Consider the following 25,092-nt stretch of genomic DNA (forward strand, 5'->3'; position numbering starts at 1 on the left):
GACCGCACCCGGACGGTGGACGAGGTGGCGGCTCGCGCAGACGAGTCCGCACCGACGGCTATTCCCGCCGGGTGACCGGGCACTGCTCGGAAGCCGTCTCGGGATGCCGTCTCTGCGACAGCCGAATCCACAGGTTGAGGCCGACATCGACGTCCCGCTCGTCCGCCGGCCGATCGCAGCCCGGTTTCCGCGGTGGGCCGTTCTGTCGAGTGAGCCGGGTATCGAGTCCGCGGCGGGAAGTGGCGGGCGAACATCACCGGCTGCCCGAGACCTGCGGATGGTCGGTCATCCGTCGGCTCGACGGCACCACCCCGCCTCCCGCCGGTGCCCGGAGGGCGCGGTGTCGGGGCGGCCCTGTCCGCTGCCCTCATCCAACTCCCCTACGACAGAGCTCCCCGTGTGCGGGACATCCACGCACAGGGAGCTCCCTTCCTTCCACCGAGAGCGGGTTTCCAGGCACTTGCCAATTTTGGCAACCTTGCGCCAGACTCTTGCCTGAAGATTCCCGGTCCCTCGACGGGCCACCGGGAAGGCAGACGACTTCGCAGGAGGAGCAAGTATGGGTGCCCCGAAGTTCAGCATCGTGATTCCGTACAAGCAGCGCCTGGACAACATCAAGCTCGCCTTCGCCGCCCTCGCCGAACAGACCATGGACCGTTCGGAGTTCGAAGTCATCATCGGTGCGCTGGAGAACTCGCCGGAATTCGCCTCCGTGTGCGAGGAGTTCTCGGACCGGCTCAACATCGTCACGGTGATGTCGGGCGTCGACTGGAACCTCTGCCACGCCAGGAACCTGGCACTGCGGCACGTGTCCGGGCAGGTCCTCGTCGTTCTGGACGCGGACATGGTCGTGCCCTCGCGATTCCTGGAGAACCTCTACACCCGGTACTTCCAGCACGGGCAGAAGATCTGCGTGGTGGGGCAGATGATCGGCTACAACGACGTCGTCAGGCGTGACGTGGAGGCCGTCGACGTCCGCCCGTTCAGCGACTACCGAAAGGTGCTCGCGGAGCTGGAAACAGAGGGAAACGTCCAGCTCGACTACCGCTGGACTCCTGAGTACGCGTCGGCTTTCGCTCGTTTCCCCTGGGTCTACGCCTGCGGTGCCCTCGTCGCCGTCCCCGCGGCGATCGTCGAGGAGCACGGCCTCACCTACGAGGAGGGCTTCCGCGGCTGGGGGCCCGAGGACCAGGAGTGGGCCCGCCGTGTCTCACTCACGGGCACGCCCATCGTGCTGGGTGAAGGGGTCTACGGCGTGCACCTGCCGCATCCACGCAACCAGGTGGACCAGTCCGAGACGGAGATCATCAACTGGCGGTTCTACCTCTCCAAGTGGCCGGTCCTGGACGTGGAGATGGCCATCGCGTACGACCAGCTCGATGCGGACCGGCTCTATCCGGACGCCGCGCGTGAAGTGGCCGCCGCCGTGCCCGCAGACGGGCAGCAGATGGGTGTCGTGCGTGGCACGACCAACGGCCGCAGTGTCCTCGTGGTGGGCGCCGCCATCGACACCGAGTCGCACACTCCCGCCCCCTGGATCAGCACGATGTTCGACGAGCACACCTCTCGCGAGGTTCTCCCGCTGGCGGGGCTCGCCCTGCCCTACACCGACCAGAGCATCGACGAATGCCGCGTTCTGGCCCCTGTCCTCGAGCTGAGCACGCAGTTCCGCGACACCGTCCTTCGGGAAGCCGAGCGTGTCGCTGTGAAGGTCGTGGCTCCGGAAGCCGCAGCGCCGCGCTGAGACCGCCCCACCGGCGACCGCGCCGGAACGTCGCGGGCCGGGGAGGCACGAGACCGTCATCCCCGGCCCGCCCGCTCGGGCTGGCGGTCGTGAACTCCAACAACGCACTCGGGAAGATGAGGCGGCATGACCGTGACGCAGACGGTGGACGGCGCGGGAGGGGCGGTGCACAGCGGTTTGAGGTTGGCGCTCGACCGGAGGTTCATGGCGTTGGTGTGCGCCACGGCGGTTCCCGTGACGCTGCAGTCGCTCATGTCCTCGTCCAGGACAATCATTGACGCGCTTTTCGTATCGCACCTGGGTACCGATGAGATAGCCGCCATCGGCTATTCCACCCGCGTCATTTTCATCGTCATCATGGCCATGCTGGGAACGGCCAATGGCGGCGCGGTCATCGTCGCTCAGTTCTGGGGCAGTGGCAGTGCGCAGAAAGCCCGCCAGGCCACGACGTTGACCGTTGTGATCGCCGGAGCGATCGCCGTGGTCGTCTGCACCGCCTGCTTCGTCTGGGCGAGGGAGATCATGGCAGTGGGCACGGAGAATTCCCGCGTGATATCGCTGGGTACCGAGTACATCAGAACTGTGATTCCGATGATCATTCCCTTCGCTGTGATATCGGTGCTGGCCGCCAGCCTGCGAAGCCTGGGGCAGGCGAAGACGGCTATGCATCTCGCCCTGATCAGCCTGTTCCTCCATGTGGCTCTGGCATACGGTCTTGTCTTCGGTAACTGGGGAATGCCCGAACTGCGACTGGCCGGGGCGGCCTGGGCAACCGTCATCAGCACCTACGCGGAATGCCTTCTGTTCATCGTGTACCTGTACGGAAGGCGCCATCCCATGGCCTTCCGCATCCGGGACCTCCGCGACGGCGCCGGCAACGGAATCCTGCAGAAGATCTGGCGTGTCGGCCTTCCGGTATCCCTGGGTTCGATGTCGTGGGCGATCGGAATCTTCTGCTACAGCGCCATCGTCGGCCGGGCCGGCACACAGGAGCTCGCGGTTCTGTCGATGATCAACCCGATCGAGGACACCGCCGTGTGCTTCGCGAACGGTGTGGCCACGGCGGCGGCGGTGCTCATCGGGAACAGCATCGGGGAAGGCGCCGACGAAGAGCGCACATGGTGCATGAGCAAGGCCCTGCTGATCTGGAGCACGGCTGTCGCGGCCGTATGCAGTCTGCTCCTGCTGTTGACCAGCTTCTGGGTGGGGAAGATCTACGGGGAAATCGACGGCGAGACGATCGGCGTCGCCCGGGACACCGCCGCAGTCTTGGCATTCGTGTTCATTTTCCGGATGACATGCATGACTCTCCAGAACGGTCTCCTGAGGGCCGGGGGAGATACGGTCTACATTTTGAGGGCGGATCTTACCTGCCAGTGGCTGATCGCCATTCCGCTGACATTCATGGCTGCGCTCGTATGGGATCTCCCGTTCCCGCTTGTCTTTGTCGCCATCAACAGCGAGGAAATAGTGAAGGCCGTCATCAGCGGCTATCGTGTTTATCGCCGCAAGTGGGTTCAGAGGTTCGTCGAAACCGCAACAAGCTGAACAAGGGGACTCGTCCCCGCTGGTTATTCAGGTTGAATTGGCGATGCCCGGCGGTCGTGACGAGTGATGATCCCTGCGGTACGACGGTCTCATGCGGTATGCGCAAGGGGGCGGGCTGGCGCCTGCGGAGCAGGGAAAGCGGGAGGCCGTGCGGCTGGAGGCGGCCAGGTGGTTCGAGGCCGGGGCGGGCACGGCGCGGATCGCGACCGAGTTGCGGGTGACGGACCGGTCGGTGCGCCGGTGGCGGGCGGCCTGGCGGCGAGAGGGTGCTGCGGCGCTGGAACCGGCGGGGCCGATGGCCGTCGAACGGCTGTCGCCGGCGCAGTGGCAGCGGCTGGAGGCGGAGCTGAACGGGGCCCGCTGGCCCATGGCTTCGATGACGAGGATCAGGGTTGGACGCTCAAGCGCGTGAAGCTGCTGATCGGGCGGCTGTTCCACGTCGGTTACACGGTCCAGGGCGTGTGGCGGCTGCTCAAGCGGCACCACGGCTGGAGCTGCCAGGTGCCGGTCCGCCGGGCGCTGGAGCGGGACGAGGCGGCCATCGGGTCCATCCACATGGTGCACCTGCAACTCGGCACGCCGGTGGTGTGGATCCGGGACAACTTGAGCGTGCATCTCCAGCAGGAACTCTTCGACTCCGAAGCGGAACACAGGGACTGGCTGGTCATCTTCCACCTGCCGCCCTACGCACCGGAGATCACCCCGCGGGAAGGCATCTGGAGCCTGCTCAAGCGATCCCGCGCCGGCTTTGCTGCTGCCGACCTCACGCACTTGACCCGGGTCATCAAGCGGAAGCCGAAGAAGATCCAGTACCGTCCGCACCTGATCACCGGTTGCCTGCCGACCACCGGTCTGGACCTCGACGGACTGATCAACAAACCGGACATCACCAATTCAATCCGAGTCCGCACGCTCGGCTCCGCGCGGCCGAACTCCCCATCCGGATCGGCGGAGGATCGACGTAGTGGACCAGCAGGTCGGCACTGCCGGTATAGCCCGGTTCCCCGGTCTCGTGCAGGAGGTGCGTGACGGGAACGGCCGGGTTGCCGGACCGGCGCCGGCGCAGGTGGTCGCGGTAGGGGTGGGCCGGTAGCGGGCGGTTCGGGGATGCGGGCGTAGCGCTTGACGGTGTTCAGGGCGAGGTTCGGTCTGCGGGAGCAGTCGAGCAGGCCGACGCCGGAGTCGAGGAGGGCGTGGACCTTTGTGCCGGCGCTCGCGGGTGGTCTGCTCGCGGACGCCGCCGGGCCGGGGAGGGTTGACGGCGGCCCGGCAGGGGGCGTGGGCGCGGACCTCGGCCAGGACCTTGTCGCACAGGTTCCGCCACAGATGCCAGCGGTCGCTGACCTGCACCGCGTCGGGCAGGACCCGGCGGACCGCCTCGGCGCAGGCGGCCCGAGCCGTCCCGGCAATCGGCACACCCGGACAAGGCATCGGCCTCGTCCATGATCAAGGAACTCCTCGGCACCCACATCGGCGTCACCGCCGGCGCCTGCGCCCACGTCCGACTCGGCGTCCCGGCGCACGTGTCCCCGTCTCGCGCTCGGCGCCAGCGGTAGTAGGTGAAGGAGGGGGCGTTCAGCTCCCCGGGGCACCCTCTCGACTCCTCGTCGATGAGCTCGCTGTCGACCTCGGCGTGCACTCCGAGGTCGACAGCGAGCTCACGCAACCCCACGAGTACTGCCTGGGGGCAGCCGTGGCCTGTGCCCTCTCATGAGCACCGTCTGCCCCTCTGTCACCATCCTCCGCGTCTACCCCACTTGGAGCAGCCAGAACTGGCAGCCCCGGGCCGTCGGCGTGCTTGCGGATCTCGCATCCGGCGGACCTGATCCGCAGGGCCACGAACCGGGGGTACATCCGCTTCAGGCGGGGTGTGGCTGTGCCGCTTCCGGCTGGGCGATGCGGCCGAGCTGTTCCCGTTGGGCGTCACTCCATCGACTCCAGAATGCGATTGAGTGTCCGACGCCCCATCCTGCTCATCGTCGGGTTGCTCTCGACGTAGTACCAGACAAGGCCCATCGCCTGTTCGAAGGCCCATGCCTTGCCGCGCTCCCACTCCAGATCGTCGCAGGCCAGTGTCCGCCGGAGCGCTTCCCGCGGGCCTGACTGCAACAGGTGCCAGGCGCTGACCAGATCCAGCGCCGGGTCGGCCGGGCCGAAGCCGCCGGTGTCGAGTACGCCGCTGAGCCGGTCTCCCGCGACCAGTACATTGCCGGGAATCAGGTCACCGTGGCTCATCACGTCGGCACCCGTGCGCGGTAACTCCCGAAAGTGGCTCCACAACTCGCGCAGCCGGGGCACGTCGAGCAGCCCCTCACTCTCCTCGAAGCACTCCGCCATCCAATCGTCGTGGTCGGTGAGAACGCCGCCACGATTGTCGCCGCTGAAACGCCGCCCCCGCGTCTCGGCGTCCCGCAGGGCTGCGATGAACGCCGCGAGGTCCTCGGCAAAAGGGTCCGACCCGCTGGGGTCGGCATCGAAGGCGACCGTTCCCGGCAGCCATGTCTGGACCGACCACGGCATGGGGTAACCCGCTCCAGGTTTTCCCAGGGCGACGGGTTCCGGGACGGGGAACCGAGACACCTGTGCCAGCTCCGCGCTCGCCTGGGCTTCCTGCTCCAGAACCGTCAGCGCCTCCGCGGTATCGGTCAGGCGTAGTGGGAAACGCGCGGAGAGGTCGTGCCCGATACGGAAGATGGCGTGGACCGTCCCGGTCGACGACACGCGGTGGATCGCCTTGCCGCTCCACTGAGGGAATTGCTCTTGGATCAAGGTCGCAACGATTTCGGTGGTCACGTCCACTTGGTCATCGTGCATGGTCATTCTCGCAGGGCCTTCCACTAAGACCTGTCCCGTAACTGGTCAGAGTGACCAACAATCTCATGGCAACGGGGCCGGCTCAGGTTTCGTGGCGTCCCGGTCACATGGCTGATCGCCGAACGGTTTCCCGCCACTCGGCCACTACATCGTGGGACTCAGCCATGGCGGGATCGCGACTTCCGTCGGGCGCGTAGGCCGGAGACCGGTCTGCGCGGAGCGGCACATGGGCGCAGTACCAGGCCCGCTCGGCGCCTGCTTGCTCCGCCTCTGTGCCGGTCCGCAGACAGTCGAGCAGTGCGGTCATGACTCGGCGGCGCCCGAAGGCGTGGACCGCTGGTTCGACGAACCAGCGGCAGAAGCTGGGGTCCGGGTCGTAGACGGCTGCGGCCAGCAACGGGGCGAAGAACTCTTCGGGCAGGTGGGTGCGTTTGAGTAATGGCTTGCGCACCGCATGGGCCAGGTGCCGTGCGCGGCGTGCTTCCGGCACGTCGGCCGCGTTCCCGAGATCCATCAGCCGCGCCACCTCGGTGACGCATGACAGAAAGGAGTGTGCATCTGGCTTGTTGTGCTCTTCGTCGGCCATGGCGGCATTCTGGACCGGCTCGGGTCGGGAAGGCACGGAGCGCTGGTTGCTTTCCGCCGAGTGAAACGATCATGTTGTGGCTGGTGTGATCACGGCGTCGGTGCCGTCCTGGATAGAGCCCTTCACCGGGCTGAGCTCGCGCTGCTTCGGCAAGTTGGTGACCTCGGTGCGACGCGAGCAAGCCTCGGATCAGCAGCGCGGCCGGCCCTGGGGCCTGCCGCTGGAGGACCGTATCCTGCTGGTGACGGCGTATTGGCGCACGAACTTGACGATGCGACAGCTTGCTCTGTTGTTCGGGATCTCCAGGTCGGCCGCTGACCGGATCATCGACCACATCGGTCCGTTGCCGGCGCTCCGGCAGCGGAAGCAGTTTCGCAAGGACACCGTGCTTATCGTCGACGGCACCCTAGTGCCCACCCGCGATCACTCGGTGGCCGAGCAGCCGAAGAATTACCGCTACTCCACTGCCCACCAGGTCGTCATCGACGCTGACACCCGGCTGGTCGTCGTGGTCGGTCGGCCCTTGCCGGGAAACCGGCACGACTCCCGCGGCTGGGAGGAGTCCGGGGCCAAGGCTGCCGTCGGCACCACAACGACCATCGCCGACGGCGGCTGCCAGGGCACCGGTCTGGTCCTCCCGCACCGTCGCCGCAAGGGCCAGGACCTCCCGGCCTGGAAGGAGAAGCACGACCGCTCCCATAAACAGGTCCGTGCCCGCGTCGAGCACACCTTCGCCCGGATGAAGGGCTGGAAGATCCTCCGCGACTGCCGCCTCAAAGGCGACGGCGTGCACCATGCCTTGCTCGGCATCGCCCGACTGCACAACCTTACCTTCGGCGGTTAACCGAGCAGCCAGCACGCCGACCACCCAAGCCCGGGCTGCGGCAAAGATCGTTTACGGGACAGCCCTTTGTGGTTGACGGCCAACGGCTATGGCGTCATCCCCGAGGCGACCGTCTGCCTCTACCAGCGCTCTGGCGTATCTGTCGCCCCGTCACCGGGGTCAGCCCGAGACAGGCTGGCGTCGTCTGTACGCCATCGAGCGACGCCGACCCGGCCATCTGAGACTTTGTCCTCGCCTGCCTGCGTCACCGCTCGCCGTACCGGGCGGACCCAAGCGGACATCGCGGACAGGGACCAACGGGTTGAGCACGGTTCATCCCTTGCCTTAGATTCTGAGGATGTTACGGGGGACGGATCCACAGTCGGCAAGCGCAACGGACCAGCGGATCGCCTTGGCCCATGAGTGGGACGAACTGGTGGCCCGCGTGCGCCGGTTAGGACCTCAGTTCGCCTCGTTCCTGGCACCGCCGCGCGCACAGGACCTCGTGTCGGCGGTCGGTGACGGTACCGGTGTGCTGGTCAACGTGGCCAGCGAATGCCACGCGCTCCTGGTGACGGCAGCCGGAGTGACGGCCGTGCCTCTGCCCGGCCTGTCCGCCGAGGAGGTCGCCGACCGCACCGCGAGGCACCTGACGGGACTCCGCCGGACAGACCTGGCCGCTCAGCGGCTGCACCACACACAGCAGCGGGTCCGGGCGCGCAGGGTGCCCGCCACCTACCAGGCCCACCACGCCGCCAAGATCGAGATGGGCAAGGCCCAGACCGAGCTGGACGGGACCTTGGTACCGCAGCTCACCTGGCTCTGGGACACCGTCGCCGAGCCGGTCCTCCGGGCAATGGACGCTTCCACGACAGCCGGCGCCGACGCCAGGCACAGGATCTGGTGGTGTCCGACCGGACTGCTGTCCTTCCTCCCGCTCCACGCCGCCGGGCACCACGACGGGAGCGGCCGTACGGTCCTGGACCGCACCGTCTCCTCCTACGTTCCGACCCTCCGGGCGCTGGCCCGGGCGACCCGTTCGCCGGAACCGGAGCCGACGGAGAACGACAAGTTGCTGGTGGTCGCCGTCCAGGAGGCAGACGGCATGCCTCCCCTTCCGCAAGTCGAGAACGAACTCCAGGCGCTGAAAGACGCGTTCGGGTCCGACCGGCTGACTGTGCTCAAGGGTCCGGACGCCACTCGGGAAGCGGTCCTCGGCCAACTGCCGAAGCACCGCTGGGCACACTTCAGCTGCCACGGTCGGCAGGACCCGCTCGCCCCGTCCAACGGCGGACTCCTCCTCACCGACGGGACCTTGGGCATCAGGGAACTCGACGGCCGCTCCTACAGCGGCGACTTCGCCTTCCTCTCCGCCTGCATGACGGCTTCCGGCGGACTCTCGCTGAGCGACGAGGGCATCACCATCGGGGCCGCGCTGCACTACTCCGGCTTCCGGCGTGTGGTGGCCACCCTGTGGTCGATCGACGCGGACATGGCCACTCGGCTCACGCGTGAGGTGTTCGGATCACTGACACGGAGCGGACTGTTCCGCCCGCGGGATTCCGCGACCGCCCTCACGGAGGCCGTGATCGGGCTGAGGAACGAGAACGCCGAACACCCCAGCCGGTGGGCGGCGTTCACCCACATCGGCCCTTGAGACGCCCCGCCCGTCCGCCCGACGTCACATCTCAGGAGGCCCTTCATGTCACTCGTACCGTACGAAGAGATCCACAAGGACGAGTACGCGGAGGAAGCGGCACAGCAGTTCACCTTCATCCAGATCGGAAGCGGCACTGCCGAACTTCACGGACCGTGCCCGCGCTGCGGTCACGCCATCCGGGTTCCCGTGGTCGACGGGGTCTACAAAAGTTTCTGGCCGCGGCGCCGGAACAACGCCGGGCCGATTCCGCTCCCTGGAAACGTCCGCGAGGAAGACGTCATCTGCACCTGCGAGGAGGAGCATCCCGGTCGGCGGGAAGGCCAGTTCGGTTGCGGCGCCTGCTGGTCACTGGAGATCACCACGTCATGAGCGTCTCCATTCGTCCGGGCCGCCCCATGGACGCGTCCGACGCCGCCCGTGCTCGGGAGCACCACCAAGCCCTGCGGGCCGAGCTCCCCCTCGTGCGCGAGGCCGCCCACTCCTGGCGGATCGGTCTGGGCGGCCTGCTCCTCGCGCTTGTCGCCTTCAGCCTGATCCGGGGCCCGAGTGAGGTCGACAAGGTGGAGCCGCCCTGGAACGTCGTCATCGGCTGCCTGCTGCTCGTCTCCCTGGCCACGGGTGCGTACGGCGCGTACCGCCTGCTGAGCGCCCACAACGGCAGGCCCCGGCCTCGTCCGGTCGACCGCCGGACCTCCGCGTCCACCCAGAATCACCTGCTGGCATTGACGGCCTTGAAGGACCTGCGTCACGGGATCACCGCGACATTTCTCTGCACGATGTTCCTGGTGGCTGCCGTGGGCACCACCTGGTACGGGCCGGAGAAGGCGAAGCCGAAGCTGCTGGTGCGCACCACGACAGGCGCCGTGCTGTGCGGTGACGGGGCGACCGGCGACGGACGTCGCCTCACCCTGAAGACCAAGCCGGGGCGGGTCGGTGTCCCGCTCTCGGACATCCTGGTTGTCGAGACGGTGGAGAAATGCCCGTGACGCCACGATCCGGTGACCAGGACGACGCGGACGCGCACGAGGAGAGGGTCTACTTCGTGGAGAACGCGGACGAGGCCCGGCTGTCGGACCTCGACGCCGCGATCGAGTCCAACGAGGCACACCTCGCCGCCCACCCCGACTGCCCCCTTCGATGCCTCTACCAGGCCGTGACAGGCAACCTCCGCGCCGCCCGCGGCAAGCGGACGGAGAGCCGGGAGGACCTGGTCAGGGCCGTGGAGCTGCTGAGGGCGGCGACAGCCAACCCGCAAACCCCACCCGGTCTCCGTGGCACTCTTCTCTTCAACCTCGGCAACCTGCTCACCAAGGGGGAGCTCGCCGAGTCGTTCGGCAATCTGAGCGAGGGGGTCGGCGCCTACCGGCAGGCACTCGAGTTGCTGACCGGCGAGGAGCGCCTCGCCTGTGTGTCCAACATGCTGCCGGAGCTGCTGGCCGTCGCCGAGCGCTCGGATCGTCCCGAGCCGCGCGAGGAGGCCCAGGGCCTCGCCTTCCGGTTCCTGGACGAGGCCGCCACCAACCCCGTTTCGGAAAGTTGCGTCTGGAACACGCTGATCGATTGCGTCCACGCACAAGCGGTCATGCCGGACCTGCATCTCGCCTTGATCACCAAGGCGGAGACGCTCGCCCACCGGCCCGCGTCCGACAGCGTCCGCGGGCTTCGGTACCACCGGCTGGGGCAACTGTTGAACCACGTCTGGGACCGGACCGGGGACCGAAGCCTGTTGACACGGTCGATCGAGGCGTACCGCCAGGCTGCGGCGCTGCGCCCCACCGAGGGCACGTCGGTGGCCAACCTGGGTCTCGCCCTCAGGGAAGCCGGCGCACTCGACGGGGACCCGGAACTCCTCGAGGAGGCCGTCGGCTTCGGTCTCACAGCTCTGGAGTTCACTCCCGAGGACTCCGACGACCATGTGTCGATGCGTGGCGATCTGGCCGCCGCCCTCACCCACCTGAGCGAATTCCGGGACCAGGAGGACAACCTCCGCGCCGCTCTGGATCAGACCACAGAGGTCGTCGAGCACGGGAGGCGCACAGGAAACTTCCAACTGCTGCGGAACTTCCTCCCGAACCTGGCGATGGTGCGACTGCGGCTGGGCATGGTGACCGACGACCGGGACCTGAAGACCGAAGCCCTTGACGCATACCGTGAAGCGTTAGCGCTTCCCCTGTCGCCACAAACTCGCGCCATGCTGCTCATCAATTACGGGTCCACACTGGCCCAGCTGGCCGAGCACGACGACCGTCCGGCCGCTGAGCTCCACCAGGCCAACCAGGCCATGGCCGAAGCTCTCTCCCTCCTGCCGGACGGCGAACCGCAACTGGGCGGGTTCCTCCACGCCTACGCGGTCAACGTGCTCACGCTGACGATGCACGACGACAGTGCGGCGGCCCACGACACGGCTCTCGCCGCATGGGAACGCATCCTCGCCCGGGCCACGTCCTGCTCCCTTCCCGGACCGGCCATTCTGTGCCGGGCGCTCCTGGCGATCAACTACTGGCGTCGCTACGACCACGGGACGGATGTGGGGGACCTCGCACGCGCCATCGACCACGGCGAACACGCGCTGCGCGACCGACAGCCGGGCCTGACGAGCGAAGTAGGGCAGCTCACCGTCTACGCCGTCGCCGAGGCCTACCGTCTGCGCGCACTGGCCGGCCACGACCCCGCCGACTTCGAACGCGCTCTCTCATGGGTGACCGAGGCTTTGGAGCGTCCGGACGTCCCCCCACGCATGCGGCGAGACTTCCTGACCGTCCGGTCCGCCACCCATCACGACCGCTTCAACGTCTTCGGTCGGCCCTCCGACCTCGACGAGGCGCTGAACTACGCCCAGCAGGCGGTCGCCGCTCCCGTCCCGACGGGACCGGAGTCGGCCACCCGTAATCAGCTGGCCACCTGCCTCAGCCAGAAGTACCAGCAGAGCGGCGTGGTGGAGCACTTGGACCGGGCACTGGAGATCTGGCGTGCGACCTGGTCGTCCATCCGCACGAGGCTCGGTGGGGAGGACGGCGATCCGCCCGCCCGCTACGGCGACTACGCTCTCTCCATCGCCTACAACCTGGCGACCGCACTCGCCCAGCGCTACAACCTCCACCGCATTCCCTCGGACCTCGACGAGGCGCTGGACACGATGGCGATCGTTCTCCGCCACACGCCCGAGAACCACTCGCTGTGGCCGGACCGGTTGACCGCCGCGGCGAACATGCTCTATAGCCGCTGCTCACGCGACGACTCGCCCGACGACCTCAGCCAGGCCCTGCCCTACGCGGAACAGGCCGCGGCCACCGCGAATCCGGGATCACACGCCCACTTCAACGCTGTCGCCGCCCTGCTCGCCGTCCATGCCCATGGCTGGGACACCCATGGCGGCGTCTCTGCGGACAACGGCGGCACCGAGCCCGACGCCGAGGCGCCCGGCGACGACCTCCTCGGCGGTCACACCGAGTCGCTCGACCAGGCCATCGAGTTCGGTCTCCGGCAGGCCGAGTCGGAGGAGGGGCTGCCCCTCAGGAGCTGGATCCCCCTGACGCACAACACCGCCATCACGCTCTACATGCGGTGGCGTGCCTCCGGAGACCACAAGGATCTGGACCGCTCCATCTCCCTCCTCCGGCAGGTGCTCCACCGGGCAGGCCTCGAACGCTCCCCGCTGTCGGCTCTGGTGTTGGGAGTGACGCTGCTCCACCACTCACGGACCGACGACATGGTGTGCGCCCTTGATTCGTCGGTTTCCGTCCCGGAGGCACGGCGGGAGGCCGCCGCTGCCTTCCGTTCCCTGGCTACCTGCGTCTCCGCCCCCTCCAGGACGCGTTTCCAGGCCGCCCGCAGATGGGCCACGGTCACCGGCCGCCCGGACGAGGAGACCCTGGCCGCCTGCCGGCAGTTGATGGAGCTGATGCCGCTGGTCGCCTGGGTGGGAGCCCCCCGGACCGTTCGGGAGGCGGTCCTCGAGGACGAGTCGGTCCTGACGCCCATGGCGGCCCTGGCCGCCCTTGAGGCGGGCCGGCCCGCCGAGGCGGTGGAGTTCCTGGAACTGGGGAGAAGTGTCCTCTGGTCCCAGAGCCTCAACCTGCGTACCGACCTCGCCGAGATCGAGGAGGCGGACCCTGAGCTCGCCGCCAGGCTCGCCGCGGTCCGCGAGGCCCTGGATTCTCCCGCGGCGGACGGCGAGGCAGCGGACCTTCCGTCGGTGACCGAACCCTTGGGACAGGTTCCCCCGACCCCCGTCGACCCCGACTGGAGCGCGAGGATCCAGGAGGCACAACGAATCTCGGTGAGCGGCGACAGGGACAGCCTGTACGACCACCTCGGCCCGTTGACCAGTGCCGACGATCCCCGTGTCGCCGGTTACGCGGAGTTCGGCCGGGGCCTTGCCCTCATCGACCGCGGGGAACCGGAAGCCGCCCGTGAGGCACTCGTCCGTGCCTCCGAACACGACAGCCCCTTCGCCGCCGCCGCAGCCAACACGCTGGGCAACCTGCTGCTGGCGACCCATGACTACGCGGGCGCCCGGGCCGCCTACGAACGGGCCCGCGACTCGGACGACCAGGAGGAGTCCGTTTCGGCGGCCGCGAGGCTGGGGCGGCTCGACGAGATCGAAGCCGCTGAGACCCGGCTCGCCCCCGGTCCGGCCCGCCTCCTGGTTCTCGGTGACGTCCCGGAGCTCCTCGCCATGGCAGGTCATCTGCTGCAGCAAGGGCAGTTCTCCGAGTGCCGCCTCTTCCTGGAGCGTGCCTTCCCGCGCATCCCGTTCGAGGGCCATCCCGCGATGGCCTCGTCCCTGGCCCTGGTCCGCCAGCGGACCGGTGACGTACCGGGGGCCCGCAGCGCCTGGGAACTCGCTCTCAGCGCCGAGGATCCCGAGGTCGCCGCGTACGCCGCCCTGCGTCTCGGTGATCTCCTGACCTGCGAGTACACGCTCGACGAGGCCCGCTCAGCCTATGCCCGCGCCCTGGACTTCCCTGGTTTGGCCGACGAGGCCCGCGCCCGCCTCGCGGCCCTCTCCGTCCCCTCCCCCGACGAGCCCTCCGACGCCCAGGAGACCCCTCTTGCGTTCGACTACGGTTACTGGCTGGCCCACCGCCGCCCCATGGAGGAGGCCCTCACCGCCCTGAACCAAGCCATCGGGGCAGGGTGCGCTGATCCCCGCGTCCACTACTACCTCTGCGACGTCACCAGACTTCACGGGAACCCCGAGCCGCAGTGGAGCACGGAATGTCTCCACCGTGTGCTCGCCCTGTCCCCCGGCACCGGTACGCCCTTGGCCCTCATCGCCAGATCTCGCTTGCGCGAGCTCCGCGGAGACCAGGAGGGCGCCATCAGCATCCTCGACGACGCCTACAGCGCCGCCGTCACCCAGGGAGACGCGGAACTCGCCACCGTCGCTGCCCTGACACAGGCCTCACACCACCACCGTCGCAAGGACTTCGACGACGCCCACGACGCCTACCAGCGGGCGATCCGCGCCGGTCACCCCCAGCTCTCCCTCGCCGCCGCCTTCTACATGGCGGTCATGCTCGGCGAGGCCGGTCGTGAGGAGGAGTCCCGCAGCACGTACCGCCACCTCATGACCAGCGGGCACCCGGTCCAGGGCGGCATGGCAGCCATGAACCTCGGCATGAGCCTGGGCAGAGCCGATGACATCGACGGCGCCGTCGAGGCCTTCAAGTGGGCCGCCAACGGAGCCTGGGAGGAGTCGGCGGCCCACGCCAGGGACATGCTGGCGAGACTCTCCGCCGACTCCTCCGACGCGCCGGACTCCCCCGACCCGGATGCCGCAGCTGATCAGGACACTGAGGGTTTTCCATCTTGATCAGTTGGCGAGTTCGAGGGCCAACTGATCAAGATGGAAAACCCTCACTCAGTCATGAAGGCTGCGTGCAACTCACGCTCGCCTCAAGGGACGAATCCGGCGGCAAAGGCCGATACCAGGGTGTCCGCCCTCAGCAGCAGCTCAGGGCTGGAAGTTCCCGCCACACGGACAGAAACCTCATCGCCACCCACGGCCTGGACAAGGTGCGCTTCAAGGTGATGGTCCGATCCGACGAGTGGACAGCTGTACCAGCGACCCAGGTGCTCATCATCGGTGGCGGCAAGGCCGAGTTCGACCGCCTGCCAGTCGGTGCCATCGAAGTCATAGCCGGCGTAACGCGCCAGGAGAGCCAAGAAGGGCTGGACGTTCCCGCTCCAGATCCAGCCCTCTACCGCGCGTTCCCGGTCGCTCTCTGTCATCCGGCCAGAGTGCCACATGCGGCACGTGCGCTCCCTGCCATATGTCCGTTCGCGGAACCGGGGCCAGAGCCATTCTCAAGGCTCTGGCCCCAGTTCCGTGAAGATGCGGGTCAGTGACAGGGAGGGGCCGTCCCTTCCTGGGTGTCCGTGCCGCCGCGTTCAATGCGTTCAGGGACGTAGGGACAGTGGTCGGCTGTCTTGTGATGATCGACGGTTGGGCCGGTTCATGCCTGGAACTCGGTGAGGTCGATGGCGTGAACGCGCAGTGGGTAGCCGTACACCGGGTGGGCCGTCTCCCGCTCGGGCGTCATGCCGAGCTTGCGGATGACGTTCTCGGAGGCGTTGTCCCCCACCCGGTTGATGCTGATGACACGGTCCAGGCCGCGGTCCTGGAGTGCGAACTCCAGTGTGGCGTGCGCGGCTTCGGACGCGTATCCCTGGCCCCAGAACGGTGAGCCGAGCCGCCAGCTGATCGCCACGGCGGGCATCACCTCCGGCAGGAACTCGGGCACGGACAGTCCCGTGAAGCCGATCAGTTCGCCCGAAGCCAGCAGTTCGACGGCGAAGAGTCCGAAGCCCTCCTCGTCCCACTCCTCCTCCCACCGTTCGATGTCCTCGGCCGTGTGGTCCAGGTCGCGCACCGAGCCGTCGTCAATCCAGCGCATAACCCGTGGGTCCGCGTTGATGTCCGCCATCGGCGCGAGGTCGTCGTCGTGCCAGCTACGGAGGAGAAGACGGGGTGTGCGGATCTCGGTCATGCGCCCATCCTGCCGAACGCAGGCACCACATCGGTAATCCGGCGCTCGCCCGCCCTGCCGCTTCGAAACCGCAACGCGTCAGTCCCTCGCACCGCACACCGTGACGGGGGAAACATCGGGCCGACGGCCGGGCGGACGACGCGCCGCTTCGACAGTGCGGTCGAGCGGCCCGACCGATTCGGTGGCAGCCTGCCGCAACACCAAGATCATTCACAGAATCGCGGCCAGAGCCGATTTCAAGGAGCGCCATCATCCTGGCGGCTCCCATTGACCTGCCTGCTCCAGCACGGCCCCACCGCGTCCGCATGACGGCCCGTCGCCCACCCCGACCAGCGGGTCGGCTGGATGCACACCCGCCACCCCCGACCACCACCATGGTCAGGGCCGTGGTCGGGATCGTGGCCAGGCGTTACGCAGACCCGACCACAGCCCCCACCACAGCAGGTCAACGCCATGCGCAGACACTGCGCAGACCAGGACGGTGGATCCGCGCAGACGTCCTCCGGGGGTCAGTGGTGCGTTCCGACATGCCCTGCTGGTGGCGCTCCTGGACTCGGCGGACGCGTTCACCGGGAGCCCTGGGATCTTAGGGCTCCCGCGTGAGCGGCCGTGCGTGGCGTCAGCGTGAGAACTTTTCGACGGCCGCCGGGGTGACGGGGGTGAAGAAGTTGACGAGGTTGCCGTCGGGGTCACGGAACAGCAGCGACCGGTTGCCCCAGGGCATCGTGACGGGCCCGTTGACGAAGTCGGTGACGAAGCCGGTCAGGTTCCGGTGGACGCGGTCCACGTCGTCGACGAGGAACTCGGTGATCACGCTGTGGTTGTCCGCCGGGCGGGCGGAGCCCGGGGCGAACAGCGGGACGGTGCGGGTGCCGGCGATCGCGAGGGTGGCGCCCGCGGTCCTGAGTTCGGCGAAGTCTTCGGTGGCCCACGTCGCCCGCGTCCCTGTGGCTCGCTCGTAGAAGTCGACGAGGCGCGCTACGTCGCTGGTGATGATGCGGATCGAGACGAAGTCCATGGGGATCTCCTTGGCTGTGCTGGGGGCGTGCACCGCGCAGGCTAGGAGAAATAGTGGACAGAATCGGTCCTGTATTCACGTTAGGCTGCGGACATGCCTCGACCCACCGCCCGCGTGCTGACACTCCTGGAGCTGCTGCAGTCGGGCGGCACCCGGACGGTGGCAGAACTGGCCGACCGGCTCGGCGTCGAAGGGCGCACCGTGCGGCGGTACGTGGACCAGCTGATCGACCTGGACGTGCCCGTGGAATCGGTGCGCGGCCGCTACGGCGGGTACCGGCTTGGCCCCGGGTACCGCTTGCCTCCGCTCATGCTCAGCGACGACGAGGCGCTGGCCGTGCTGCTCGGCCTGGTCGCCGGCCGCCGAACAGGGCTGACGACGACGCAGCACACGGCAAGCGAGACGGCATCGGCGAAGATCCGACGGGTGCTGCCCAAGCACCTCGCCCGTCGGCTCGACACACTCCTGGACGCTCTCGCCTTCACGGATCAGCCCGGCGAGTTCGACACCCCGGACGCCGGGGTCCTGCTCACGATCGCCGATGCGGTGCGCCACCACCGACCGGTCTCGATCCGCTATACCGACCGTGACGGACGGCGCAGCGAACGCACGCTGCACACGTACGGGGTCGTCGCCCATGCGGGCCGGTGGTACGTCACGGGCAAGGACGCCCGGATCAGCGAGGACCGGACCTTCCGGCTCGATCGCATCGCGGACGCGCGGACCCTGCCCGGTTCATTCGAAGCGCCCGTGGGCCCCGGTCCGGCACAGCGCGTGTTGTCGGGGTTCGCCACGGCCGAGTACCAGTATGAGGTGACCTTGCGGATCCACGGGACAGTTGAGCAGATCCGCACCCGCCTTCCGGCCAGCGTCGCGAGCCTGGAGGAGTGCAAGTCTGAGGTTCCCCCGTTCCTCGGGATTTGTCAGGGCCAGTTATCGGCGCTCACCGTGTCGTGGACGCAGTGCCGGATGTGGTCGTCGAGCAGGCCGAGGGCGACTTCTTGCAGGGCGTGGGTGACGGCGCTGACCTGAGTGAGGATGTCGATGCGGTACCGGTCCTGGTTCACCATGCGGGTGACACCTCGTACCTGGCCCTCGACCTTGTGCAGCCGGGACAGGTGGTCGTCCTTGTGGTCGGCGTAGCCGCGCGTGACGGTGTTCGCTGTCGGATCCGCGATGGGGGTGTGGGCGGGGATGGTGGTCATCGGTTGTGTCCTCCCTCGCGTGTTCCGCCTGCTGCCGGTGTGGGGTATCGGCCCGGGTCGGCCTCGAATGCGGCCGCGCAGGGCGTGGAGCAGAAGAAGTAGCTGCCCGATGCAGTGTCGCGTCGCTCGGCGGCGGTTGCCGGGTCCAGATGCATCCCGCACACCGGGTCCACGGCCATCGCTTCCCCGCCTGGCGGGTGCTCGTGGCCGGTGCCGGACCCGGGCGAGTGGTGGGGCTGTCCTTCGACGTCGGCAGCAGCGGGCTGGGCCGTGACGCGGTTGGCCGCGGACTCCACTCGAGGTGTGGCGGGTGGCAGCGGGCTGGTGTGCCAGCGGCGCAGGCGGGAGGAGTTGGTGACGACGGACAGGGAGGACAGGGCCATCGCGGCGGCGGCGATGATCGGGCTGAGCCGGATGCCCCACAGCGGGTAGAGGGCGCCGGCGGCGAGCGGGATACCGACGGCGTTGTAGATCAGGGCGAAGAACAGGTTCTGCCGGATGTTGCGCATCGTCGCCCGGGACAGTCGGATGGCGGTAACGACCCCGCTGAGGGAGCCGGAGATGAGGGTGATGTCGGCGGCCTCGATGGCCACGTCGGTGCCGGTGCCGATGGCCAGGCCGACGTCGGCGGCGGCCAGGGCGGGGGCGTCGTTGATGCCGTCGCCGACCATGCCGACGGTGCGGCCCTCGCCCTGCAGGCGGCGGATCTCGTCGGCCTTGTGCTCGGGCAGCACCTCGGCCAGCACTCGGGTGATGCCCACCTGGGCGGCGATGGCGGCGGCGGTGCGGGCGTTGTCGCCGGTGAGCATCACGACATCGACGCCCATGCGCTGCAGGGTGGTGATGGCGGCGGCGGAGTCGTCCTTGATGGTGTCGGCGACTGCGAGCACCCCGGCGGGCCGCCCGTCGATGGCGGCCAGGACAGGCGTCTTGCCCTGGGCCGACAAGGCGGAGGCGACGGACGCCGGCAGGGTGGTGTCGATGCCGACGGCTCCCAGCAGCCGGGCGGTACCGACCAGGACGGCACGCCCGTCCACGGTGGCCTGGACACCTTTGCCGGTGACCGAGTCGAAGCCGGTCGCGGCCGGCCATGGCAGGCCGCGGTCACGGGCGCCGGTGACGATGGCCTGTGCCAGCGGATGCTCGCTGTCTGCCTCAGCCGCCGCCACCAGACGCAGCAGGTCGCTTTCCTCGACACCGTCGGCCGGGTGGACATCGGTCAGGACGGGTTTGCCCTCGGTGACGGTGCCGGTCTTGTCCAGCACCACGGTGTCCAGCTTGTGCGCGGTCTCCAGGGCCTCGGCGGAGCGGATCAGGATGCCGGCCTGGGCGCCTTTGCCGGTGCCCACCATCACCGACAGCGGAGTGGCAAGCCCCAGCGCGCACGGGCAGGCGATGATCAGGACCGCGACCGCGGAGACCAGGGCGAGGGTCAGCGCGGGCGAGGGACCGGTGGTGAACCAGACCGCGAAGGTGCCGATCGCGATGGCGATCACTGCGGGCACGAAGTACGCCGAAACCGCGTCGGCGAGCCGCTGGATGGGAGCCTTGGACGCCTGGGCCTGCTGCACGAGCCGGATGATCTGGGCCAGCATGGTGTCGGCGCCGACCTTGGCCGCCCTCACGCGCAGGGACCCGGTGCCGTTGACGGTGGCCCCGATGACGATGTCGCCGGTGTGCTTGGTGACCGGAATGGGCTCGCCGGTCACCATGGACTCGTCCACCGCGGAGGAACCGGAGAGGACCTCGGCGTCGACGGGGATCTTCTCGCCGGGCCGGATGACCACCTCGTCGCCGACGGCCACGTCCTCGACGGGAATCTCGGTCTCGGTTCCGTCGCGCACGACGCGGGCGGTGTGGGCCTGCAGGCCCATCAGGGCGCGGATGGCCTCGCCGGTGCCGGCCTTCGCGCGGGCCTCCAGCAGTCGCCCGAGGAGGATGAGGGTGAGGATGACGCCGACGGCTTCGTAGTAGACCTCGCGCACGTCTTCCGGCAGCAGGGAGGGGGCGAGGGTGACCAGCAGGCTGTAGCCGTACGCGGCAGTGGTGCCGAGAGTGATGAGGCTGTTCATGTCGGCGGCGCGGTGGCGCAGGGTCAGCCAGCCCGTCACATGGATCGGCCGGCCCGTGTAGAACATCACCGGCGTGATCAGCGCCAGCTGCAGCCAGTGGTTCAGCATCCAGCCCGGCACCCAGTCGGCGCCGAAGAGCTCGTGCGCCATCACGGCGAACAGCACCGGGGCGGTGAGCACCGCACCCACGGCCACCCTGCGGGTCAGATCCTTGATCTCCGTCTGCCGCTCGGCGGCATCCGCGGCCTCCGCATCGGCGGCCTCCGTTTCCTCGCCGCCCGCCGAAGCTGGGTGCGCAGCGTCGGTGTCATGGCCGTCGCGTGAGGTCGGAAGGGCTGCCGGGGGGCCGTCGGCGGGTTCGACCAGCAGTGTTCCGTGGATCATGTTCATGCCGCAGGCGAAGCCGAAGGACCCCGCCCGGTCCGGAGTCAGCCGCACGGCGGTACGCGTGTGGGCAGGCAGTCCGGCGCCGACCTTGAGCTCGGGGAAGACCACCCGGGAGGTGCACTCCCCGGATTCCTGCCGGTCGAAGACCAGCTCCACGGGCGTGCCCTGGCGGACCTTGACCAGGCTGGGACTGTAGCCGCCCCGCACCGTGATCTCCACTCGCTGCACTCCGCCTTCCACCCGGGCGGCACCCGCACGGCGAGGGCCGAAAAAGAACCAGCACAGCGCGGCGATCAGACCTGCGGCAGCGATGACAACGACGACGTCGATGGCACCCACGGCGGTCCGCCTCCCTCCGGCTCGCTGCTTCCAGCCTCCGCCCGGCTACTCCTACCTGGTAGGGGCTGAACGGCCCACCCGGTCGGGGCCATCCGGCCCCCGCGCGCCGCCCCCGGCGGAGGGACGATGCATATGAGGACACAGGATCCCCAAGGGCGCCGGGTCTTCGGGCCCGCACCCGATCGCCGAACGATCCGAAGCAGGTGAATGGCGATGTTCTGGTACGGCCACGACGTCAGCGGATGGGGCTGGTTCGCGATGTCCGCCAGCATGATCCTGTTCTGGGCGTTGATCATCACAGTGGGCGTGCTGCTCTTCCGCGCTGTGAACCGGCCTCACGAACACACCCGCACCCCCGCCGCGCCGCAGACACCCGAGCAAGTCCTCGGGGACCGGTTCGCCCGCGGGGAGATCGGCGAAGAGGAGTACCGGCGCCGCCTGAACGCCCTGCGCGCCGGCCCTCTCGCCAAACCCTGAAAGCCGGCCGCACCGGCTACGGCACCTCCGCTGAAGGAGGCTCGTGAGGAACCAGCGCAACTACGGCATGTACGCGCTTGCCGCCGCGATTGTCGTCGTCGGAGCCCTGATTGTCGGCGCCTCGTTGGAGAGCCTCATCTGGCTCGTCCTCGTGGCCGCCTGCCCGCCGATGATGTTCTTCATGGTGAAGGGCATGCACGGCGGTCACAGCCGCGACGAGCGGGACGACGACCTGCTGCACAAGCGCCACCAGTAGTACTGCGGGAGGCCAGCCGCAACCGGGTGCTGTGGATGTTGCTCATCGCGGTGCCCGTGGTCTTCATCCTCCTCACCGTGGCCACCACCCCAGAGAAATCCACATCGCTGACCGTACGCGAGGGCGGCCGTACCCTCCTTCAGCAGGCGTGGCTGCCCGACATCCACGGCGGCACCATGGCACCGATCGCTATCGCATCCCTGGTCACGCTCGCCGGGCTGTTCACCGTCCTGAATGCCCGCGCGGGTGACCAGCGCCTGTCCCTCGCCGGGTTCCGCCCCGCCGCCCTGCTCGCCTCCCGCCTGACCGTGGTGGCCCTCGGTGCGCTGCTGGCCACCGCCGCCTCCCTCGTGGTGACCGCCGCCGTCTTCGGCGCCCGCCAATGGGGCCTCTACATCGCCGCGAGCGTCCTGATCGCCCTCGCCTGCGGCCTCATCGGCGTCATGCTCGGCCCGCTGTTCGGCCGTGTCGGCGGAGTGCTCATCGCCTTCCTGGTGCCCTTCATCGACCTGGGCCTCGAGCAAAGCCCCATGCTCCGCCCCGACCCACCCGGCTGGGCGCACGCCCTGCCCGGCTATGGCGCCACCCGCGTTCTCATCGACGCAGCCCTCACCCCCGCTTTCGACGGAACCGGCCCCCCGCTCATCGCCCTCGCCTGGCTGACCGGCCTCACCCTCGCCGCAGCCGTCCTCTTCCGCCGCACCGCCACCGTTCTCAGATGGCCCCGGCAGCGTTGGGCACACGACCCCACGTCCTCTCGAGCGAGCCGGTGAAGCAAACGGCGATACGGCTAGCTCACGCACCACCGGTGAGAGCGCCTCGTGTCAGGGCATCTCACAACCCCTTCGTACCTCCTGCGTCGGCCGCCGCAACTCCCGCGGCATCCGGGAACAAGCTCCGACCGCAGCCTTGCCGTCAGCGCCGACGGAATTCCTCGAATCACTGAGGCCGTAGGTGGGAGGTCCTGGAGCGGGAGCTGTTTGCGGCGCTTGGCGCGGTGATACCCGAGGGGCATCCACCGGCGGGTGTTCTCACACCCTGCCCCGCGGCAGAACAGGAGCGACCCTGTGACCACTTCCGTCAACGACATGCTCCGCACCTACCCGGCCGACCTGGGCGGCGTGGACCGGGAGGCCATGGCCCGGTGCATCGAGGAATGCCTGGCCTGCGCGCAGGCGTGTACCGCGTGCGCGGACGCGTGCCTGTCGGAGGGCATGGTCGGCGAGCTGACCAAGTGCATCCGCACGGACATGGACTGCGCCGATGTCTGTACGGCGACCGCGGCCGTTCTGTCCCGGCACACCGGCTACGACGCCAACATCACCCGGGCGGTGCTTCAGGCCTGCGCCACCGTCTGCAAGGCGTGCGCGGACGAGTGCGCCGCCCACGCGGACATGCACGAGCACTGCCGCATCTGCGCCGAGGCCTGCCGGCGCTGCGAGCAGGCGTGCAACGGCCTGCTCGCCTCCCTGGGCTGAGGGACGCAACCGCGCGGGCCGGGCGGTTCCCTCTGGTTGTCGAGGGAACCGCCCGGCCCGCGTGTGTGCTGGCGGCGAGTGCGTCAGTGGTGGGCGTGGACGACGGCGTGGCCCTTGCCGCGGCCGATCATCCACTTGTTGACCGGCGTGGTGATCACGAAGGCGACGGCGAAGCCGCCGAGCAGCGCCGACCAGAACAGTCCGTCCGACAGATGCGCGTCCATCGCTCCCGGGGTCAGCGCGATGATCGCGTTGTCCACCAGTTCCATCACCGCGATGGAGACCGTGTCGGCGGCCAGCGCCACCTTGACGGCGGCCTTCAGGGACACCCCGGCGCGCACCACGGCGAAGAGGGTGAAGGAGTAACCGAAGACGAAGGCCAGGGTGATCGCCAGGATCATGGTGGGCACGTTGCCCCACATCAGGGCAGTGCCGATGACCATGCCGAGGATTTCACCGATGGCGCACCCGGTCAGGCAGTGCAGCGTCGCCTTCACCGCCGTCGGCCAGGACGCGCCCTCGCCGTGGCCACCGTGTGCCGAGTGGCCGGCGTGTTCCTGATGGCCATGGTGGCCGTGGCCGCCTTCAGGGGCGGTGCGGCCGTGCGCGGTACCGGTGCGGTGCGTGCTGTGGTCCATGACCTGTCATCCCCTGTTCGACTTCCCCACATGGGCCGGTGGCGGCCCCACACCCGGAACCATATACCCCCAGGGGGTATATAACTAGGGGTGTTCCTGACCGATCGCCGGACGGTGGAGGACCTTCCAGGTACGGCCGCCGTCGGCGGACTCGTAGACGGCGTCGGTACTGTCCGCGGCCAGCAGCCGCCGGGCGCTCACCGCGGTCAGCACGATGGCCTCACCGCCCCCGGGCAGGCGGCCCGCCTGCGTCCACCGCCGGCCACCTTCGGCGGTGAGTGTGCGGCCGTCGGCCGTGAGCGCAACGAGCCGGCCGGGTTGCGGCTCCTCCACCGCGACCACGGCGGGCGCGGAAGGGACGGGACGGAAGGTGCGTCCGCCGTCGGTGCTGCGCTGAAGGCCCGTGCCGGTGGCGGCCCACACGGTTTTGGTGCTGCCGGGGTGGGAGGCCAGGTCGAACGCTTCGGCCTTTGCGCGCCTGTCCCAGCTGCGGCCGTCGTCGGTGCTGGCCCATACCCTGCCGCTTTGGCTGTCGAACCCGTAGAGCACATCCCCGGCTTGTACGAGGGAGTGGAAGTCGGCCTCGCCCTCGGCGGAGAGCGTCTGCCAGGTCCGGCCCGCGTCCGTGCTGCGGATCAGCCCCAGGTGCGGTGAGCGGGCATCGGGGTCGGCCGGGGCGGGGTGGCCGCCGGCCAGGAATGTGGAGGGCCCGGTGACGGTGAAGCCCATGGTGTCCTGGTAGCGGCCGGCCACCCGGGGCGCTTCGCCGCCGTCCAGGCGGAAGACGCCGTGGTGGCCGGCGGCGTAGACGGCGCCGTCGGCCGGGTCGACGCCCAGGCCGTGCAGGTGGCCGGTCCCCGGGTCAGGGACTGTGCCGTCCTGGCCGGTCCCGGCCGTGATGTCGGTGGCGGAGCAGGCGGCCGGCAGCAGGCCGACCGCGGCGAGCAGGATCAGGGCACGCGGGCGGCGCCGCGGTATGCGAGTCATGGTGTGAAGTCCAGGCAGGAGGAGGACGGCAGGCGGGCATGCCGGTGTGGGGCGGGCACCGAGCG

Annotated in this window: 23 protein-coding genes and 1 pseudogene; 14 read left to right on the top strand and 10 right to left on the bottom strand. The window is 68.9% G+C overall.

The features are described from left to right. The first annotated feature begins 559 nt into the window (after positions 1-559). From ACIA6T_RS29170 to ACIA6T_RS29185, 4 genes are all read left to right on the top strand, one after another. Complete coding sequence (locus tag ACIA6T_RS29170; protein WP_399449479.1) at positions 560-1,744, top strand: glycosyltransferase; 1,185 nt, start codon at positions 560-562, stop codon at positions 1,742-1,744. 126 nt (positions 1,745-1,870) lie between these two features. Next, complete coding sequence (locus tag ACIA6T_RS29175) at positions 1,871-3,292, top strand: MATE family efflux transporter (protein ID WP_399449481.1); 1,422 nt, start codon at positions 1,871-1,873, stop codon at positions 3,290-3,292. 91 nt (positions 3,293-3,383) lie between these two features. Continuing rightward, entirely contained in the window at positions 3,384-3,704 is a 321-nt protein-coding gene (locus tag ACIA6T_RS29180) for a helix-turn-helix domain-containing protein (RefSeq protein ID WP_399449482.1), read from the top strand. Next, positions 3,701-4,321: a winged helix-turn-helix domain-containing protein gene (locus tag ACIA6T_RS29185; protein ID WP_399449483.1), complete on the top strand. Its 621-nt coding sequence runs from the start codon at positions 3,701-3,703 to the stop codon at positions 4,319-4,321. The genes ACIA6T_RS29180 and ACIA6T_RS29185 overlap by 4 nt, the downstream gene beginning before the upstream one ends. Here the strand turns inward: ACIA6T_RS29185 and ACIA6T_RS29190 are convergent. The 3 genes and pseudogenes from ACIA6T_RS29190 to ACIA6T_RS29200 all read right to left on the bottom strand — a co-directional run. After that, positions 4,251-4,700 (bottom strand): annotated as a pseudogene (locus ACIA6T_RS29190) (ISL3 family transposase); the annotation flags it as partial. The gene ACIA6T_RS29185 and the pseudogene ACIA6T_RS29190 sit on opposite strands and share 71 nt — an antisense overlap. Before the next feature lie 515 nt (positions 4,701-5,215). After that, on the bottom strand, positions 5,216-6,112 hold the full coding sequence (locus ACIA6T_RS29195; RefSeq protein ID WP_399449484.1) for an aminoglycoside phosphotransferase family protein: 897 nt from the start codon (positions 6,110-6,112) through the stop codon (positions 5,216-5,218). A gap of 97 nt (positions 6,113-6,209) precedes the next feature. After that, complete coding sequence (locus ACIA6T_RS29200; RefSeq protein ID WP_399449485.1) at positions 6,210-6,692, bottom strand: hypothetical protein; 483 nt, start codon at positions 6,690-6,692, stop codon at positions 6,210-6,212. Positions 6,693-6,768: 76 nt separating this feature from the next. Here ACIA6T_RS29200 and ACIA6T_RS29205 point away from each other — a divergent pair, with 76 nt between their 5' ends. From ACIA6T_RS29205 to ACIA6T_RS29225, 5 genes are all read left to right on the top strand, one after another. Next, the gene (locus tag ACIA6T_RS29205) at positions 6,769-7,536 is read left to right on the top strand and encodes a transposase (protein ID WP_399449486.1); all 768 of its coding nucleotides are present in this window, start codon (positions 6,769-6,771) and stop codon (positions 7,534-7,536) included. A 391-nt stretch (positions 7,537-7,927) separates the two neighbouring features. Next, complete coding sequence (locus ACIA6T_RS29210) at positions 7,928-9,172, top strand: CHAT domain-containing protein (RefSeq protein ID WP_399449487.1); 1,245 nt, start codon at positions 7,928-7,930, stop codon at positions 9,170-9,172. A 45-nt stretch (positions 9,173-9,217) separates the two neighbouring features. Next, positions 9,218-9,544, top strand: coding sequence for a hypothetical protein (locus tag ACIA6T_RS29215; RefSeq protein ID WP_399449488.1), 327 nt, complete (start codon positions 9,218-9,220; stop codon positions 9,542-9,544). After that, on the top strand, positions 9,541-10,161 hold the full coding sequence (locus tag ACIA6T_RS29220; RefSeq protein ID WP_399449489.1) for a hypothetical protein: 621 nt from the start codon (positions 9,541-9,543) through the stop codon (positions 10,159-10,161). Before ACIA6T_RS29215 ends, ACIA6T_RS29220 begins: the two co-directional genes overlap by 4 nt. Next, complete coding sequence (locus ACIA6T_RS29225) at positions 10,158-14,993, top strand: hypothetical protein (protein WP_399449490.1); 4,836 nt, start codon at positions 10,158-10,160, stop codon at positions 14,991-14,993. The genes ACIA6T_RS29220 and ACIA6T_RS29225 overlap by 4 nt, the downstream gene beginning before the upstream one ends. An 83-nt stretch (positions 14,994-15,076) precedes the next feature. Here ACIA6T_RS29225 and ACIA6T_RS29230 read toward each other — a convergent pair whose 3' ends face one another. The 3 genes from ACIA6T_RS29230 to ACIA6T_RS29240 form a co-directional block, all read right to left on the bottom strand. Further along, a complete protein-coding gene (locus ACIA6T_RS29230; RefSeq protein ID WP_399449491.1) occupies positions 15,077-15,412 on the bottom strand; it encodes a hypothetical protein in 336 nt (111 codons plus the stop codon). Positions 15,413-15,636: 224 nt separating this feature from the next. Continuing rightward, positions 15,637-16,170: a GNAT family N-acetyltransferase gene (locus ACIA6T_RS29235; RefSeq protein ID WP_399449492.1), complete on the bottom strand. Its 534-nt coding sequence runs from the start codon at positions 16,168-16,170 to the stop codon at positions 15,637-15,639. A 619-nt stretch (positions 16,171-16,789) separates the two neighbouring features. Continuing rightward, positions 16,790-17,188: a VOC family protein gene (locus tag ACIA6T_RS29240; RefSeq protein ID WP_399449493.1), complete on the bottom strand. Its 399-nt coding sequence runs from the start codon at positions 17,186-17,188 to the stop codon at positions 16,790-16,792. A 93-nt stretch (positions 17,189-17,281) separates the two neighbouring features. Here ACIA6T_RS29240 and ACIA6T_RS29245 point away from each other — a divergent pair, with 93 nt between their 5' ends. Then, complete coding sequence (locus ACIA6T_RS29245; protein ID WP_399449495.1) at positions 17,282-18,220, top strand: helix-turn-helix transcriptional regulator; 939 nt, start codon at positions 17,282-17,284, stop codon at positions 18,218-18,220. On the opposite strand, the gene ACIA6T_RS29250 is transcribed toward ACIA6T_RS29245, so the two are convergent. Both ACIA6T_RS29250 and ACIA6T_RS29255 read right to left on the bottom strand, forming a co-directional pair. After that, positions 18,112-18,393 carry a metal-sensitive transcriptional regulator gene (locus ACIA6T_RS29250; protein WP_399449497.1) on the bottom strand — a complete coding sequence of 94 codons (282 nt, stop codon included), beginning with the start codon at positions 18,391-18,393 and terminating at the stop codon, positions 18,112-18,114. The two genes, ACIA6T_RS29245 and ACIA6T_RS29250, sit on opposite strands and share 109 nt — an antisense overlap. Continuing rightward, complete coding sequence (locus ACIA6T_RS29255; protein ID WP_399449498.1) at positions 18,390-21,191, bottom strand: heavy metal translocating P-type ATPase; 2,802 nt, start codon at positions 21,189-21,191, stop codon at positions 18,390-18,392. The genes ACIA6T_RS29250 and ACIA6T_RS29255 overlap by 4 nt, the downstream gene beginning before the upstream one ends. Positions 21,192-21,404: 213 nt before the next feature. Between ACIA6T_RS29255 and ACIA6T_RS29260 the strand changes: the two genes are divergently transcribed. From ACIA6T_RS29260 to ACIA6T_RS29275, 4 genes are all read left to right on the top strand, one after another. Next, positions 21,405-21,668: an SHOCT domain-containing protein gene (locus ACIA6T_RS29260; protein WP_399449517.1), complete on the top strand. Its 264-nt coding sequence runs from the start codon at positions 21,405-21,407 to the stop codon at positions 21,666-21,668. Between the two features lie 43 nt (positions 21,669-21,711). Beyond that, complete coding sequence (locus ACIA6T_RS29265) at positions 21,712-21,924, top strand: DUF2933 domain-containing protein (protein ID WP_399449499.1); 213 nt, start codon at positions 21,712-21,714, stop codon at positions 21,922-21,924. A gap of 35 nt (positions 21,925-21,959) precedes the next feature. After that, positions 21,960-22,697, top strand: a complete 738-nt coding sequence (locus tag ACIA6T_RS29270; protein WP_399449500.1) for a hypothetical protein — start codon at positions 21,960-21,962, stop codon at positions 22,695-22,697. A gap of 294 nt (positions 22,698-22,991) precedes the next feature. Continuing rightward, on the top strand, positions 22,992-23,402 hold the full coding sequence (locus ACIA6T_RS29275) for a four-helix bundle copper-binding protein (RefSeq protein ID WP_399449501.1): 411 nt from the start codon (positions 22,992-22,994) through the stop codon (positions 23,400-23,402). A gap of 83 nt (positions 23,403-23,485) precedes the next feature. Here the strand turns inward: ACIA6T_RS29275 and ACIA6T_RS29280 are convergent, their stop codons facing one another. Together ACIA6T_RS29280 and ACIA6T_RS29285 are read right to left on the bottom strand one after the other, a co-directional pair. Beyond that, the gene (locus ACIA6T_RS29280; protein WP_399449502.1) at positions 23,486-24,040 is read right to left on the bottom strand and encodes a DUF4396 domain-containing protein; all 555 of its coding nucleotides are present in this window, start codon (positions 24,038-24,040) and stop codon (positions 23,486-23,488) included. 84 nt (positions 24,041-24,124) lie between these two features. Next, positions 24,125-25,027 (bottom strand): F510_1955 family glycosylhydrolase, encoded by a 903-nt coding sequence (locus ACIA6T_RS29285; RefSeq protein ID WP_399449503.1) that lies wholly within the window; start codon positions 25,025-25,027, stop codon positions 24,125-24,127. Positions 25,028-25,092: the final 65 nt, after the last annotated feature.

It is taken from the genome of Streptomyces sp. NPDC051740 (assembly GCF_044453165.1).
Taxonomy (GTDB): domain Bacteria; phylum Actinomycetota; class Actinomycetes; order Streptomycetales; family Streptomycetaceae; genus Streptomyces; species Streptomyces atrovirens.